Below are 14464 nucleotides of genomic sequence, written 5' to 3' on the forward strand. Positions count from 1 at the left end.
TCTCAGTCCACCTTATAAAATAAAGCTAAGCAGTGCGACAATCGCAAAAGCAATTGTGCCCAGCAGCGTTTCCATCACTGTCCAAGTTTTCAGTGTGGTCTTCTCATCCATTTCCAGCAGGCGAGACACCAACCAGAAACCCGAATCGTTGAAGTGTGACAACACCGTCGCACCACCGGCAATCGCAATCACGATAAAGCACAGGTCCAGTTCAGTCAGACCGACGGTCTGTGACACAATCGGCGCCATCAGTGCGGCAGTTGTTGTCAGCGCCACGGTTGCCGAGCCTTGCGCCACGCGCAAACAGGTTGAAATCACGAACGCGGCCAAAATCACAGGCATACCGGTGTCAGCCAACACATCCGCTAGCGCTTGGCCGATGCCGCTTGAGCGCAACACGCCACCAAACATCCCACCCGCACCCGTCACCAGAATCACGGCGCAAATCGGGGCCAACGCGTCGGTACACAATTTTTCCAATTTGCCCATGCCGTATTTGCCGGCAAACACGCTCAGACACACCAACAAGGTGATCAGCAACGCAATCGGGGTTTTACCCAGCATTCGCAAGAATTCAATGATGGGTTGCTGGCCATCAATGATGCCTGCCACCGTCAATGTGTTGAGGCCGGTATCCATGAAAATCAGCAGCACAGGCAGCAGTAGGATCAGCAGGACGGTCGAGAACTTCGGCAAATCGGTTTTGTCTTTGAACATCACTTCAGTGTTCAAAAACGCTTTAGAGAGCGGAATGTTGAATTTATTCCCAGCATACAAACCGAACAAGTACGCACCGAAATACCACGTAGGAATCGCGACCAAAATACCGACAATCAGCAGCAGACCCAAGTCCGCACCAAGCAGATCCGACGCAGCCACCGGGCCCGGATGTGGTGGTACAAACGCGTGCATCACCGCAAACGCACCCGCCGCTGGCAACGCGTATTTGAGCGGTGAACCGCCAAAGCGTTTCGCGACACTAAACAGGATCGGCATCATCACAATTAAGCCGGCATCAAAGAAGATCGGGAAACCGAACATCAAGGACGCCACCCCGAGTGCCAACGGCGCGCGGTGTTCACCAAAGCGGCCAATCAAAGTATCCGCCAGCACTTTCGCCCCGCCGGTCACTTCAAGAATTTTACCAATCATGGCCCCAAGGCCAACCAGCAGCGCCACCGAGGCCAGCGTGCCGCCAAATCCCGACATCATGGTCGGAACAACTTGCTCACTGGGCATGCCCGTGGCGAGTGCAGTACCAAAGCTCACCAACGTCAGTGAGGCAAAGGCATGCACCTTCAATTTCATGATTAAAACAAGCAGCGCTGCGATGGCACAGGCAGCGATCAGCAACAGATAGGTAGGGTCTGGGCTATGTGCTATTGATTCCATTTTGTTCACCTTTATCAAGGATTGGATGTTTGTGTATTGGGTCACAAATCTTTAAGTTACGGGTAACATGTTACCGATAACACCGATAAGATAAAGTCAATTCTTAGAGCAATTTTCGAAATTGAGATCTCGCTCAGATCTCGTGATTAAGGAGTCTGTATGACGGGTAGCAGCATTATCGTTATGGGTGTAAGTGGCTCTGGCAAAAGCACCATTGGTGCCAATATCGCCCAACGTCTCAACGCAAAATTTATCGATGGTGATGACCTACATCCACGCGCCAACATTCAGAAAATGAGCCGCGGCGAACCACTCAACGACGCGGACCGCGCGCCTTGGCTGGAACGCATTCGCGACGCCGCTTTCAGTTTGGAAAACAAAAGCGAGCGCGGTGTGATTGTCTGCTCGGCGCTGAAAAAGTGCTATCGCGACCAAATTCGTGACGGCAACCAGCACGTGACGTTTGTGTTTCTCGATGGCGATAAGTCGCTGATTCTAGAACGCATGCGAGCGCGTCAGGGCCATTTCATGAAAACCGACATGCTCGACAGCCAATTCGCCACGCTAGAACGCCCAAACGCCGACGAGCGCGATGTGCTCATCATCCCCATCGATTGCAGCATTGACGAGGTGGTGACACGCGCCGTCGCCGCCCTGAATCAGTTGGAGGCCGTGGCATGACTCAAACACTCATCGCGCAGGTCACCGAGCGCATTCGTCAACGCAGCGCACCGCTGCGCCAACAGTTTCTCGCCAAAACCGCCGCGCAACTTGCCGCCGGGAAGGGCAAAGCCAGCTTGTCGTGCGGTAACTTGGCGCACGCCATCGCGGCCTCGTGTAGTCACGAAAAGTCGCATATTTTGGATCTCACACGCTCCAATCTGGCGATCATCACCGCATACAACGACATGCTCAGCGCGCATCAGGTGTACAAAACCTACCCAGACCAAATCAAAGCCACGTTGGCACCACTCGGTCACACCGCGCAAGTGGCCGGCGGCGTCCCCGCAATGTGCGATGGCGTGACCCAAGGTCAACCGGGCATGGACATGTCGCTGTTTTCACGCGATTTGATTGCGCAAACCACGGCGCTGTCGCTGAGTCACAATATGTTTGATGGCACGCTGCTGCTGGGCATCTGCGACAAAATCGCCCCCGGGCAGCTGATGGGCGCCCTCGCCTATGCGCATTTGCCGACCGCGTTTATTCCCGCCGGCCCCATGGCCACCGGGATCAGCAACGAAGAAAAAGTCGATGTGCGCCAGAAATACACCGCCGGTCAAGTGGGACGCGACGCACTGCTGGACATGGAATGCAGTTCATATCACTCACCGGGCACCTGCACCTTTTATGGCACGGCCAACACCAACCAATTGGTGTTTGAAGCCATGGGCTTGATGCTACCGGGCTCAGCATTCGTGCCACCGCACTGCGCGCTGCGTCATGCCTTGACCGATTACGCCGCTCAAGCGATTGCCGCACAAGCACCGGGCACGCCGGGGTATCGTCCACTCAGCGACGTGGTGACCGAAGAGAGCTTGGTCAATGGCGTGGTCGCCTTGCTGGCTTCCGGGGGCAGCACCAACCACACCATTCACATGGTGGCGGTGGCGCGCGCTGCGGGGCTGATTTTAACGTGGCAAGACATCAGCGACTTGTCCGATGTCGTCCCGCTGCTGGTCAACGTTTATCCGAACGGCACCGCCGACATCAACGCGTTTGAAGCCGCCGGCGGCGTCCCAATGCTGATGACGCGCCTCAATGAGCGCGGCCTGCTGCATCAGAATGTGACCCCTGCCATCGGCAGTTTTGAACAGCAACTGCAACGTCCCCAACTGCAAGATGGCCAACTGCAGTGGCATACATGCCACGACACGCTCAACCCGAGCGTGATTGCGCCGCAAGGCGAGGTGTTTCAAACCAGTGGCGGCATTAAGGTGCTGCAAGGTAACTTGGGACAAAGCGTGATCAAGATTTCGGCGGTCAAAGCGCAGCATCACGTGATTGAAGCGCCGGCGAAAGTGTTCGAGTCGCAGCACGATGTCGAAGCGGCTTATCATCGCGGCGAACTCAATCAGGATTGTGTGGTGGTGGTGCGTTATAGCGGCCCGGCGGCCAACGGTATGCCAGAGCTGCACAAACTGATGCCCATTCTGGGCAACGTACAAAAAGCGGGCTATCACGTGGCGCTGGTCACCGACGGCCGTTTATCAGGCGCATCGGGGAAGATTCCCGCGGCGATTCACGTCTCTCCAGAAGCCTTGCGCGGCGGTGCGATTGGCCTGCTACAAGATGGCGATCGTCTTCGTCTCGATGCCACCCACGGTCAACTGACCTGCTTAACGGATTTGACGGGCCGCACCGCGACCTTGCCCGATAGCGAAGCCACGCAACACAGTTGGGGCCGAGAGTTGTTTGCTCAAGCGCGCCATCTGGTGACGGCGGCGGATCAAGGCGCGACGTTTTTGTTCGACGCGCAGTAAAGTCAGGATTACAGGCTGTCGCCTTCGGTGAGGCGATAGCCGAGATCAAACACTTTCTGCTCGACCACGTCACCGGCGAGTGCAGCCAGCAGCAGCTCTGCACTCTTCTTCCCTATGTCATAACGCGGCGTTTCCACACTGGTCAATTTCGGAATGATCGCCTGACCGATATCTAGCGCGTTGTAACCCACCACGCCAATTTGCTCGGGCACCGCAATGCCTTTGTGCGCGCAGTACATCATGGCACCAATCGCCACGTCATCGTTGGTACAAAAAATGGCATCCAGTTGCGGCTCGTCTCGCAGGGCTTTTTCTAGCAGCGCACCCCCAAGCGTAAAGCTCGAATGCTCACCCGTGGAGACTTGCAGCGGGGTGAGCCCCGCATCGTACATCGCGCGCTCATAACCTTTCATCCGCAAACGGGTTCGCGTATCGAGACGCGCGCCTAAGTACACGATGTGTGTTTTGCCGCGTGCAATCATGGCCTGCACCACCTCGTACGAGGTTTGCTCGTGATCAAGCCCAACCGCCATGTCGATCGGGCGCTCGGGGATTTCCATGGTTTCCACCACCGGAATGCCTGCGGAGTTGAGCATCTGCAAGGTGCGATCCGTATGATTGGTTTCGGTGAGAATCAGCCCATCCACACGATACGACAGCAGCGCCGCGATCTTCTCTTCTTCTTCTTTGGCACTGTAGCCGGTGTGCGCGATCAGCGTGTCGTAACCAGCCGCTTTGGTCACCGCTTCAATGCCCTGCACCAAGTGAGCAAACACTTGGTTCGAGAGCGAGGGCAGAATGATGCCAATCGCGCGGCTGGATGATTTGGACAGAATCGCCGGCACGCGGTTCTGAATGTAGCCGAGCTCTTCAATCACTGCCGCGATTTTTTCCTGGGTCTTTTGGGCCACTGAATTGGGGTCACGCAAGTAGCGCGAAACGGTCATCTTGGTGATGCCCACTTGGTCGGCAATGTCTTGTAATGTCGGTCTGGTTTTTCGCTGCATAGTTATCCTAATCGGTGCGGCCGGAGCCGCCCTGTCACGACTTCGCTGTCGGCGGGCTATGATAAAACAAGGCCGTAACTGAAACTACGCCAACTTTTCACAAAAGCGCACCAACTGAGCGATCGCATGCGCATTTACGCATTTTTTTCGTATTCGATGCGGTTGATGAACCACTCTTTTTCGCCGCTAGGTGTGCGAACCACAAATTCGTCATCGACCTCTTTTTTCAGCAGCGCCCGCGCCATCGGCGAGTCGATAGAGATATACTCTTTCACGTCATCGCCGTAGATTTCTTCGGGGCCGACGATGCGAAATCGCTTCACGTCGCCCGCGCTGTTTTCAATCTCAACCCAAGCGCCAAAGAACACTTTGCCTTCCTGCTGCGGCGAATAATCGACGATTTTCAGCTCTGGGAGCAGCTTGCGCAGAAAACGCACTCGGCGGTCGATTTGACGCAGCAGGCGCTTGTTAAAGGTGTAGTCAGCATTCTCAGAACGATCGCCAAGGCTGGCAGCCCAGGTGACAATTTTAGTCACTTCCGGACGGCGTTCATGCCACAAATAGTCGTGCTCTTTTTTGAGTTTCTCATACCCTTCACGGGTGATCAGTTTGGTCTTCATTTACACCTAAATACTCTATCAATCATCAAGTTAACCCTAAAATCACATCATTTTAGGTTGTTTTAGTGCCATAAAAAACACTGTTTTAATAACATAGTAAGATTGTGAATCACTAGCGAGTCTCAATATTATGTCCACTCACGATGCAAAACTCCAAATTCTCTCCAGCGGCAAAGAGCTGCTGGTCTTGATTGCTATGCTGCTGCTTGCACCGCTTGCGCTGTATGTTGATCTCACCCTGCTGCACAATGACATCGGTGAAATCTCGGTCACTGAAATTTCCCAAGAAGCGCTGATTGCCTTTGCGGCCCTGATGTTCGCGCTTGCCGCCAAGCGCACACCACAAGCCCGCGGTTTTTATCTGCTGGCGGCCGGCTTCTTCAGCTGTGTGCTGATCCGCGAACTCGACCAACTATTTGATGTAGTTTACCACGGCTTCTGGCTGATCCCGGCGCTGCTGGTCGCAATGGCCAGTATCGGCTATACCGTGCTCTATTGCAGTGACTCCGTGTGGGTGCCCATGGCTGCCTTTACAAAGCAAAGAGAGTATGTGTATATGATCGGCGGATTGCTGATGGTGCTGGTCTTTAGCCGTGTGTTCGGAAGCGGACGCCTGCTGTGGGAACACATCATGGGCCAAGAGTATAATTTTGTATTCAAAAGCGCCTTGCAGGAAGGTCTCGAACTGCTGGGCTATACGTGGATGAGTTACGCGGCCTACTACCACTGTTGGCGTCGCCAAACTCAGACCGACGAAATTCAATCTTCTCTGACAAGGCTGATAGACGTTTAAAATAGACTCTGGAGCCCCCACTTCAGAGATTCTGTTGTAAAAAGTGATATCAACCATGAGCTTAGCTATCTGTCAATCGATTGCCAAAGAGCTGAACGTTCGCTCAGAGCAAGTCATCGCCGCCGTCAAACTGATTGACGACGGCAACACCGTGCCATTCATTGCCCGTTACCGTAAAGAGGTCACCGGCGGTCTGGACGACACTCAATTGCGGACGCTGGACAGCCGCCTCGCGTATTTGCGCGAAATGGACGACCGCCGCCAAACCATTCTGAAATCGATTCAGGATCAGGGCAAACTGACTCCTGAGCTGGAACAAGCGATTCAAGACGCCGACAGCAAAACCCGTCTGGAAGATCTATATCTGCCGTACAAACCCAAACGTCGCACCAAAGGTCAAATCGCGATTGAAGCGGGCCTAGAGCCGCTGGCCGATCAACTGTGGACGCAGCCGGAAACGGATCCAGAGCGCGAAGCCGCACGTTACATCGCCGCCGACAAAGGCATCGACGACACCAAAGCCGCACTCGACGGCGCACGCGCCATCGTGATGGAACGCATCGCTGAAGATGCGAACCTGCTGGAAAAAATCCGTCAGCACCTGACACGCAACGCTGAAATCGTCTCGCGCGTCGTAGAAGGAAAAGAACGGGACGGCGAGAAATTCAAAGATTATTTCGACCACCACGAACCCATCAGCAAAGTGCCGTCGCACCGCGCGTTGGCGATGCTGCGCGGCCGCAATGAAGGCTTCCTGACCCTAACGCTCAACGCCGATCCTGAATTGGAAGAGACCGCACGTCAGTCCTACTGTGAAACCCTGATTGCCGAGCATTACGGCATTCACCTCAGCCAAGCGGCAGCCGATGCCTGGCGCAAACAGGTGATCAGTTGGTCATGGCGCATCAAAGTGTCGATGCACATGGAAACTGAACTGATGGGCGCGATGAAAGAGCGGGCTGAAATCGACGCCATCGACGTGTTCGCCACCAACCTGAAAGATTTGCTGATGGCGGCGCCGGCAGGCCCGCGTGCCACCCTTGGCCTCGACCCCGGCCTGCGCACCGGCTGTAAAGTCGCCGTGGTGGATGCCACGGGTAAAGTGCTGGCAACCGACACCATCTACCCGCACCAACCGCACAATCAATATGACCGCGCGATGGCGAGCGTGACGGCGCTGGTGAAGCAACACCATGTCGATCTGATTGCGATCGGAAACGGCACCGCCTCGCGTGAAACCGACGCATTTACCGCCGACCTCATCAAGCGTGGCAACCTCAACGTGCAAAAAGTCATCGTGAGTGAAGCGGGCGCCTCGGTGTACTCGGCGTCTGAGTTGGCAGCCAACGAATTCCCTCATCTGGATGTGTCGCTGCGCGGCGCAGTATCCATCGCCCGCCGCCTGCAAGACCCATTGGCCGAGCTGGTGAAAATCGATCCGAAATCCATCGGTGTGGGCCAATATCAACATGACGTGAGCCAATCAATGCTCGCCAAACGACTCGATGCCGTGGTGGAAGACTGTGTGAACGCCGTGGGTGTGGATGTCAACACCGCCTCTCCGGCGCTGCTCACGCGTGTCGCAGGTCTGTCGAGCACGCTGGCACAAAACATCGTCGACTACCGCGATGAGAACGGTCGCTTTGATTCACGCAGCGCGCTGAAAAAAGTCGCACGTTTGGGGCCCAAAGCGTTTGAACAGTGTGCCGGCTTCCTGCGCATCATGGGTGGTAAAAACCCGCTCGATGCCTCTGCGGTGCACCCGGAAGCGTACCCTGTGGTGAAAAACATCGCCGAGAAAAACCAAAAAGCGATCCAAGCGCTGATTGGGAACAGCGAGTTTCTGCGCAACCTGCGCGCGGTCGATTACACCGACGAACACTTTGGGGTGCCGACCGTGAGCGACATCATCAAAGAGCTCGACAAGCCGGGCCGTGACCCGCGTCCTGAGTTCAAAACCGCGACCTTCGCCGAAGGCGTGAATGAAGTGTCGGATCTCGAAATCGGCATGGTGCTGGAAGGTGTGGTGTCGAACGTCGCCAACTTTGGCGCGTTTGTCGACATCGGCGTGCATCAGGACGGTTTGGTGCACATCTCTGCGCTGACCGATCGTTTTGTTTCCGATCCTCGCGACGTGGTCAAAGCGGGCGACATCGTGAAAGTCAAAGTGATGGAAGTCGACGTGCAGCGCAAACGCATCGCTCTGTCTATGCGTTTGAACGATGAACCGGGTCAGGAAAGCCGCCCAGCACGCAGCAGCCAGCCGCGTCAAGAGCGTGCACCGCGTCGTCGTGATGAACCCGCCAACGCCGGGGGTGCCATGAGTGGCGCCTTTGCGGCGGCCTTTGCCAAAGCGAAGAAATAAGCGCCATTGCGCTGAAAAAGAAAATCCCCAACGGCGTACGCTGCTGGGGATTTTTTTGTGCGTGTCTCATCGCAAGCGATGACTACAAGACCGCAATCACTTCTGAGGGCGTATTGGGCGCCACGGCATGGCCGTAATGGAATTTGATCACGGTGCGCCGCTTGGCCATTTTGCCTTCAGTTATCGCAGCATCAATCACGCGTTTCGGCAACCGAAACCGCATTGCATAACCTTTGCCCTGCGCGTTGCTGTAAGTCGACAAAGCCAGCAGGTCGAATAATCGCTCCAACTCACTTTTCGGCTCGTCATACGGGCGTACCGTGGTCTCGGCCTCCTGATCCAGCTCATAGCCGGGGTGTTCAGACGGATCCCAAGACGACTGCTTGCGCCGTTTGTCATCGCCTTTGACCTTACGCTCAGCATTGGGTTTGGTCAGCTCTACCGTCGGCATCACAGGTTCACGGACTCGGTTGTCACGCGCAGCCTGCTCTGTCGGCACGTTAACTGATGGGGCGATAAGTGGCACGCTGACATTTGTCGGTGACACGATCATAGCCGAAACCTCCTCAGTATCGCCCGGCCCGGTCGGCGCGTTCACGCGTCTGGGTTAGCTTATTTATCGACCAATCACCGCAAACGTTTAGCGTTATTTCAATGCCATCGTCGCTTTTGCGCCAAAATTTACATTTCTCTGCTAAACGCCACCAGTTGCTGACAAAACGCTTCGAGTTCGGTCATAAACGGCGCATGGGATGATTCGGTAAAAATGTACTGCTGACTGTGCGGCACCACGTGGGCTATATCGTGCGCTACTTTGACTGGCACCAACCCATCCAAACGGCCATACAAACGCAGCAGCGGCATCGACAAATGCGGCAGTTGATCACGCAGGTCGACTTCGGCCAGCATGTGCAACCCCGCCAGCAGAGACTGCGGATTCGGGCTCGGGCGCGATAACACCGCATGCTTGAGGGTTTTCACATCTTGACGTGCCGAGGGACTGCCCATCGCTTGCAGCGCCATAAAGCGTTCGATCGTGGCTTGGAAATCGTCCACCAGCTGATCAGTAAACGCACTCAGCACTTGAGGTTGAATACCGCGCCAAGGGCGTTCGGCGGCAAATTTCGGAGACGAGGCCACCGTGACCAATTTGGCCACGTACTCGCGATGATGTAGCGCCATGTGTGTGGCCACTAACCCGCCGAGCGACCAACCGACCCAAATCGCTTGCTTGGGCGCATGCTCCAACAAGCGCTGCGCAATGGCGTCGAGCGAGTCGGCGTGTTGCTCGGCGCTGTGTCCATAGCCCGGCAAATCGACCACATGCACGCGAAAATGCGCGGCCAGCGCGTCTGCCGTTTGTTGCCATACCGCTCCGTTCATGCCCCAACCGTGCACCAACACCAGATCCGGGCCACTGCCGGTGACCTGCCAATACAACGCCGCTGCCATCGTCACATGCTCTCCTACTTATTCCATGCACACTGTGCCTTGGCCTGTCGCGATGATAGCGACACGCCTTGTCAATTTGGTCTGCTATGTTAACCAATCGCTTTCAAAAAACCATGTTTTCCTGGCTGGCGCCCGCCTGCCAACTGTGCGGCTTAGCGCTACACGCGCCGACCAAACCCAGGCTGTGTGCGGCATGTCTGGCGTGGTATGCCCCCACACCGCGCTGCGCTCGCTGCGGCCTGCCTTGTGAAAGTGCCACCGCGCAGTGCGGCCAGTGCCTGAGCACGCCGCCGCCGTGGCATCAGCTGGTCTGTGTGGGCGATTACCGCTTTCCTCTCAGCCACAGCGTGCATCAGCTCAAGTATCAGCGCCAGTTTTGGCAAGCGCGGCCCCTGGCTGCATTACTCGCGCCCAGAATCACCACGCCTGCGCCGCTGATCACGTGCGTACCGTTGCATTGGCGTCGCCAACTGCGGCGCGGCTTCAATCAAAGTGATGTGTTGGCACGTCAGCTCGCCCAGCATTTGGGCAGCGAGTATGACCCGCAGCTGTTTTCTCGCCCGCACGCCACGGTGCCACAACACGGCTTGGACAAAGCGCAGCGGCGACGCAACCTCAACCGTGCCTTTGTGTTAAACCACGAGCCGTGCCAGCAACACGTAGCGATTGTCGACGATGTCGTCACCACTGGCAGCACCGTACGGCAATTATGCAATTTACTACTTGAAGTGGGCGTCAAAAGCCTCGATATTTACTGTATCTGCCGCACTCCTGAACCAAGCGACTAGCCCGAGCACAACACCCTGTGCACAAAAAAGGGCTGGATCCTCGGCTCGACAGGAGTAGAATGGTGACTAAATAGCCTACAATTTTACTCAGGTATTCGTCGTGTCAAATCCTATTACTATTACAGAATCTGCCCAGTCTCACTTTGCTAAGCTGCTTGCTCAGCAACCAGACGGTACTAACATTCGTGTGTTCGTGGTTAACCCGGGCACTCAAAATGCGGAATGTGGCGTGTCGTACTGCCCGCCTGAGGCTGTGGAAGCTACCGATACAGAAATCACATACAGCGATTTTTCTGCGTATGTGGATGAGCTGAGCCTGCCATTTTTGGAAGAAGCCGTGATCGACTTCGTGACAGATAAAATGGGCTCACAACTGACGCTGAAAGCCCCGAACGCCAAAATGCGTAAAGTGGCTGACGATGCGCCACTGATGGAGCGCGTGGAATACGCGATTCAAACTCAAGTGAACCCACAGCTTGCAGGCCACGGTGGTCACGTCCAACTGCTAGAAATCTCAGACGACGGCGTAGCACTGGTTCAGTTCGGCGGCGGTTGTAACGGCTGTTCGATGGTCGACGTCACGCTCAAAGAAGGCATTGAAAAAGAACTGCTGGCGCAGTTCGAAGGTGAGCTGACCGCGGTGCGCGATTCCACCGAACACGATCGAGGCGAGCACTCATACTACTGAGTCCCCAACCGAAAAAAGCTGATGCGTGCATCAGCTTTTTTTATTTTCTGCGCCTGTACGCAGGGTTGCAGATAAAGAGTAATATGTTCACTCATCCGTTTTTCTCATATAGTAGGAAAACATTTGAATGCGAAGGAGTTAACGTATGCCATCTAAATCATTACCGGAGATTTTGGCCCGTAATACGGTTGCCAAATCGAGACTATTTGCCATCGAGGCGCTCGACCTCCGTTTTTCGAATGGTGAGCAACGTACCTACGAACGCATGAAGCCCAGTGGCCGCAACGCCGTGATGATGGTGCCCATCACCGAGAACGGCGATCTCCTGCTGGTGCGCGAATACGCCGCAGGCACTGAAAACTATGAACTGGGGTTTCCCAAAGGGCTGATTGACCCGGGCGAATCGGCGCAAGAAGCTGCTGTGCGCGAACTCAAAGAAGAGATCGGGTTTGGCGCGCACTCGCTGACGCCGCTGAAAGATGTGGTGTTGGCGCCATCGTATTTTTCCAGCCGCATGACCCTCTTCATCGCTCAGGATCTATACTCAGAACAATTGGAAGGCGATGAGCCAGAGCCGCTGGAACTCGTGCGCTGGCCCCTCGCTCAAGCCGAAGAGTTGCTGACTCACTTAGATTTTAGCGAAGCTCGCAGCATCACTGCACTATTGCTCGCGCTGCGCCACTTGCAATCCTGACCCGCAGCGCTAAAGGAAAGAGTATGCCTACCGCCAAAGATCTGTCTCACTTATTGCCCGATGTGATTAGCATCGCGCGTTCCGCTGGGCAATTGATCCTCGAAATTTACGAGAAAAAATCTTACGAAGCGTTCACCAAAAGCGACGAAACCCCCGTCACCAGCGCCGATTTGGCGGCGCACAAACTGGTGGTCGAACGCCTGAGTGAACTGACACCGGACATTCCGGTGCTATCTGAAGAAGCCGCCAATATCAGCCTCACCACGCGTGAAACGTGGCAACGCTACTGGTTGGTGGACCCGCTCGATGGCACACAAGAATTCATTGCCCGTAGCGGCGATTTCGCCACCATTATCGCGTTGGTTGAGAATAACCGTCCGGTGATGGGCGTGGTGTACGGCCCGGTCTCTGGCGTCACGTACTACGCGTATAGCGGCAAAGGGGCGTGGAAGATTCCGGACATGTCGGAAAGCCTGCGTATTGAAACCCACACGCATGAGCTGCCGGGGCAGTCGATTGCAATTGCCATCAGCCGCCGTCAGGACATCAACCGCATCACCAGTCGTTTAAGCAGCCAATGGAACTATGAGTTGGTGCCACTAGGCTCGGCAGCGCTCAAAGCGTGTCTGGTCGCCGAAGGCGCCGTGGACTGCTACTTGCGCCTAGGGCCAACGGGAGAATGGGACACCGCAGCGACACAGTGCATCGTCGAAGAAGCGGGCGGGCGCATTCTCAGCACGCAGTTAGAACCGTTGTCCTACAATGAGCGGGATACGCTGGAAAATCCGAACTTTATTGTACTGGGCGATGCCAACTTACCGTGGGATCAGATTCTCAAGGTGAAAGATTAACGAGCAAAAAGGGCGAGATGAACTCGCCCTTTTGTTTGTACGGTTATATTGTTTGCACGGTTATAACTGCCCTTGGCGGGAAAATTGAAAGCGGCCTTGACCATCGGGACGCGGCAGGTACTTCAACTGCTCCGCCATCGCGGCGGGGAACTCGGCCCCCGGCTTAAACCAAGCTTGCGCATTAAATCGGCGTTTGGCATTCAACTCTGCGCTGAATTCGCTACTGACCTGCGCGCTCTGCTGGCCCCCTTTCACTGTCACCACGTTATTGTCACACGTGACATCGGCCATCACCGGCCCCATGCTGAGATCCCCCAACGGTGACCCCATCATGCTTTGCGCCCATACCAATGTGCCGTTGGCCGCACCGCACCACGGCGCCGCGTATTGGTAATCACGCACGGTCAGTTCCACTTGGCCCTGCGCGCTGATTGGCAGCGGCAGCGCAAGCGTCTGCATGAGGGTTGTCGCCGGGGCCGAGAGCACCACATCCTCGGCAAACGGCCCAGACATGCCGTAACCGATCACGCCTTTGCCGCGCACATCCAAATCGCTTCCGCGACCAAAACGCACCGCCACCTTCGCTTTCGCGCTCAGCAATGACGACCACTGCAACTGCCAGCTCAACGCACCAAGCTGATTGCGTTGCCAACGCACCTGAGTCGCGCTGCCCTGCCACCAACGGCCCTGCACACCTTGCAGTTCCAGCCCTGCAGGCAGGGGAACCGCTTTGATCACCACCGCGGCTGGCAAATGCACAATGGCACTCACCACAAAGACCACCACAAATAGGGCGACAAAGCTTAATCCTTGTTTCATGACGTGCCCCGTTTTAATTGCAGCCGTTTAACCTCAACCACACCGGACACTTTGCCACGGTCGAGATCCATATATTCAACATCCACACCCTGTTTCTCTTTGAGGTACGCAATCCACGCCACCAATTGAGAAAACGGCAGCGGCTGAACCCACACTTGCATCATGTCACCGCGAGGCTGAACTCGAATCAACTCAATGTTGAACTGACGCGTGGAGTTAGTGATCACCTGATTGAGTGTTTGCGACGTGCGCGCCACACCGCCTTGACCCCGCAACGCCACGATGTCATCCGCCGTGGATTGAACCCATTGCAGTAACTGCTGCTCAGACACGATGCGTGCTTTGGCCGCGTCACTGCGCTGTTGTAGCGGCTGGAGAATGCCCCAGTATAAAACCCCTAGGAATAGCAGGCCGCCACACATCAGCACCAAACGCTGTTCGCGTTGGCTGATGCCACTCCACCAAGTCTGCAGCGACGCTTGAAGTGGGCCGAGTAAATTCTTCATGTTCTG

General features: G+C 55.7%; 15 protein-coding genes. 8 read left to right on the forward strand and 7 right to left on the reverse strand.

Annotated elements, in window-relative coordinates:
- Positions 1-12 precede the first annotated feature (12 nt).
- Positions 13-1392 carry a GntP family permease gene (locus ACF8PK_RS21475; RefSeq protein WP_238773816.1) on the reverse strand — a complete coding sequence of 460 codons (1380 nt, stop codon included), beginning with the start codon at positions 1390-1392 and terminating at the stop codon, positions 13-15.
- Positions 1393-1551: 159 nt separating this feature from the next.
- Here ACF8PK_RS21475 and ACF8PK_RS21480 point away from each other — a divergent pair, with 159 nt between their 5' ends.
- On the forward strand, positions 1552-2073 hold the full coding sequence (locus ACF8PK_RS21480; RefSeq protein ID WP_014204290.1) for a gluconokinase: 522 nt from the start codon (positions 1552-1554) through the stop codon (positions 2071-2073).
- On the forward strand, positions 2070-3875 hold the full coding sequence (gene edd / locus ACF8PK_RS21485; protein ID WP_143680252.1) for a phosphogluconate dehydratase: 1806 nt from the start codon (positions 2070-2072) through the stop codon (positions 3873-3875). Before ACF8PK_RS21480 ends, edd begins: the two co-directional genes overlap by 4 nt.
- 8 nt (positions 3876-3883) lie before the next feature.
- Here the strand turns inward: edd and ACF8PK_RS21490 are convergent, their stop codons facing one another.
- Together ACF8PK_RS21490 and greB are read right to left on the reverse strand one after the other, a co-directional pair.
- The gene (locus ACF8PK_RS21490) at positions 3884-4882 is read right to left on the reverse strand and encodes a substrate-binding domain-containing protein (protein ID WP_055465860.1); all 999 of its coding nucleotides are present in this window, start codon (positions 4880-4882) and stop codon (positions 3884-3886) included.
- Positions 4883-5016: 134 nt separating this feature from the next.
- Positions 5017-5502, reverse strand: coding sequence for a transcription elongation factor GreB (gene greB / locus ACF8PK_RS21495; RefSeq protein WP_004728475.1), 486 nt, complete (start codon positions 5500-5502; stop codon positions 5017-5019).
- A gap of 130 nt (positions 5503-5632) precedes the next feature.
- Here greB and ACF8PK_RS21500 point away from each other — a divergent pair, with 130 nt between their 5' ends.
- Positions 5633-6295 carry a hypothetical protein gene (locus ACF8PK_RS21500; RefSeq protein WP_004728474.1) on the forward strand — a complete coding sequence of 221 codons (663 nt, stop codon included), beginning with the start codon at positions 5633-5635 and terminating at the stop codon, positions 6293-6295.
- Positions 6296-6350: 55 nt separating this feature from the next.
- Entirely contained in the window at positions 6351-8660 is a 2310-nt protein-coding gene (locus ACF8PK_RS21505) for a Tex family protein (protein WP_392443489.1), read from the forward strand.
- An 82-nt stretch (positions 8661-8742) separates the two neighbouring features.
- Here the strand turns inward: ACF8PK_RS21505 and ACF8PK_RS21510 are convergent, their stop codons facing one another.
- Entirely contained in the window at positions 8743-9213 is a 471-nt protein-coding gene (locus ACF8PK_RS21510) for a hypothetical protein (protein WP_004728470.1), read from the reverse strand.
- A gap of 128 nt (positions 9214-9341) precedes the next feature.
- Complete coding sequence (gene bioH, locus ACF8PK_RS21515) at positions 9342-10112, reverse strand: pimeloyl-ACP methyl ester esterase BioH (RefSeq protein ID WP_392443530.1); 771 nt, start codon at positions 10110-10112, stop codon at positions 9342-9344.
- A gap of 86 nt (positions 10113-10198) precedes the next feature.
- Here bioH and ACF8PK_RS21520 point away from each other — a divergent pair, with 86 nt between their 5' ends.
- The 4 genes from ACF8PK_RS21520 (at position 10199) to cysQ (ending at position 13133) form a co-directional block, all read left to right on the forward strand.
- The gene (locus tag ACF8PK_RS21520) at positions 10199-10900 is read left to right on the forward strand and encodes a phosphoribosyltransferase family protein (RefSeq protein ID WP_392443492.1); all 702 of its coding nucleotides are present in this window, start codon (positions 10199-10201) and stop codon (positions 10898-10900) included.
- A 100-nt stretch (positions 10901-11000) separates the two neighbouring features.
- On the forward strand, positions 11001-11588 hold the full coding sequence (gene nfuA, locus ACF8PK_RS21525; RefSeq protein WP_038152592.1) for a Fe-S biogenesis protein NfuA: 588 nt from the start codon (positions 11001-11003) through the stop codon (positions 11586-11588).
- A 145-nt stretch (positions 11589-11733) separates the two neighbouring features.
- Positions 11734-12282, forward strand: a complete 549-nt coding sequence (gene nudE, locus ACF8PK_RS21530) for an ADP compounds hydrolase NudE (RefSeq protein ID WP_004728462.1) — start codon at positions 11734-11736, stop codon at positions 12280-12282.
- A 23-nt stretch (positions 12283-12305) separates the two neighbouring features.
- Positions 12306-13133, forward strand: a complete 828-nt coding sequence (gene cysQ / locus ACF8PK_RS21535) for a 3'(2'),5'-bisphosphate nucleotidase CysQ (protein WP_004728460.1) — start codon at positions 12306-12308, stop codon at positions 13131-13133.
- 60 nt (positions 13134-13193) lie between these two features.
- On the opposite strand, the gene ACF8PK_RS21540 is transcribed toward cysQ, so the two are convergent.
- Together ACF8PK_RS21540 and ACF8PK_RS21545 are read right to left on the reverse strand one after the other, a co-directional pair.
- Positions 13194-13952 carry a type II secretion system protein N gene (locus ACF8PK_RS21540; protein WP_055465865.1) on the reverse strand — a complete coding sequence of 253 codons (759 nt, stop codon included), beginning with the start codon at positions 13950-13952 and terminating at the stop codon, positions 13194-13196.
- The gene (locus ACF8PK_RS21545) at positions 13949-14458 is read right to left on the reverse strand and encodes a type II secretion system protein M (protein WP_158141343.1); all 510 of its coding nucleotides are present in this window, start codon (positions 14456-14458) and stop codon (positions 13949-13951) included. Before ACF8PK_RS21545 ends, ACF8PK_RS21540 begins: the two co-directional genes overlap by 4 nt.
- Positions 14459-14464: the final 6 nt, after the last annotated feature.

Source organism: Vibrio sp. CJQ_6, assembly GCF_043106745.1.
GTDB lineage: Bacteria > Pseudomonadota > Gammaproteobacteria > Enterobacterales > Vibrionaceae > Vibrio > Vibrio furnissii.

Coding starts and splice junctions, on each gene's coding strand:
- ACF8PK_RS21475 (WP_238773816.1), bottom strand. CDS start 1,392: ATGGAATCAATAGCACATAGCCCAGACCCTACCTATCTGTTGCTGATC.
- bioH (WP_392443530.1), bottom strand. CDS start 10,112: ATGGCAGCGGCGTTGTATTGGCAGGTCACCGGCAGTGGCCCGGATCTG.
- ACF8PK_RS21490 (WP_055465860.1), bottom strand. CDS start 4,882: ATGCAGCGAAAAACCAGACCGACATTACAAGACATTGCCGACCAAGTG.
- ACF8PK_RS21510 (WP_004728470.1), bottom strand. CDS start 9,213: ATGATCGTGTCACCGACAAATGTCAGCGTGCCACTTATCGCCCCATCA.
- greB (WP_004728475.1), bottom strand. CDS start 5,502: ATGAAGACCAAACTGATCACCCGTGAAGGGTATGAGAAACTCAAAAAA.
- edd (WP_143680252.1), top strand. CDS start 2,070: ATGACTCAAACACTCATCGCGCAGGTCACCGAGCGCATTCGTCAACGC.
- nudE (WP_004728462.1), top strand. CDS start 11,734: ATGCCATCTAAATCATTACCGGAGATTTTGGCCCGTAATACGGTTGCC.
- ACF8PK_RS21480 (WP_014204290.1), top strand. CDS start 1,552: ATGACGGGTAGCAGCATTATCGTTATGGGTGTAAGTGGCTCTGGCAAA.
- ACF8PK_RS21540 (WP_055465865.1), bottom strand. CDS start 13,952: ATGAAACAAGGATTAAGCTTTGTCGCCCTATTTGTGGTGGTCTTTGTG.
- ACF8PK_RS21500 (WP_004728474.1), top strand. CDS start 5,633: ATGTCCACTCACGATGCAAAACTCCAAATTCTCTCCAGCGGCAAAGAG.
- ACF8PK_RS21520 (WP_392443492.1), top strand. CDS start 10,199: ATGTTAACCAATCGCTTTCAAAAAACCATGTTTTCCTGGCTGGCGCCC.
- ACF8PK_RS21545 (WP_158141343.1), bottom strand. CDS start 14,458: ATGAAGAATTTACTCGGCCCACTTCAAGCGTCGCTGCAGACTTGGTGG.
- ACF8PK_RS21505 (WP_392443489.1), top strand. CDS start 6,351: ATGAGCTTAGCTATCTGTCAATCGATTGCCAAAGAGCTGAACGTTCGC.
- cysQ (WP_004728460.1), top strand. CDS start 12,306: ATGCCTACCGCCAAAGATCTGTCTCACTTATTGCCCGATGTGATTAGC.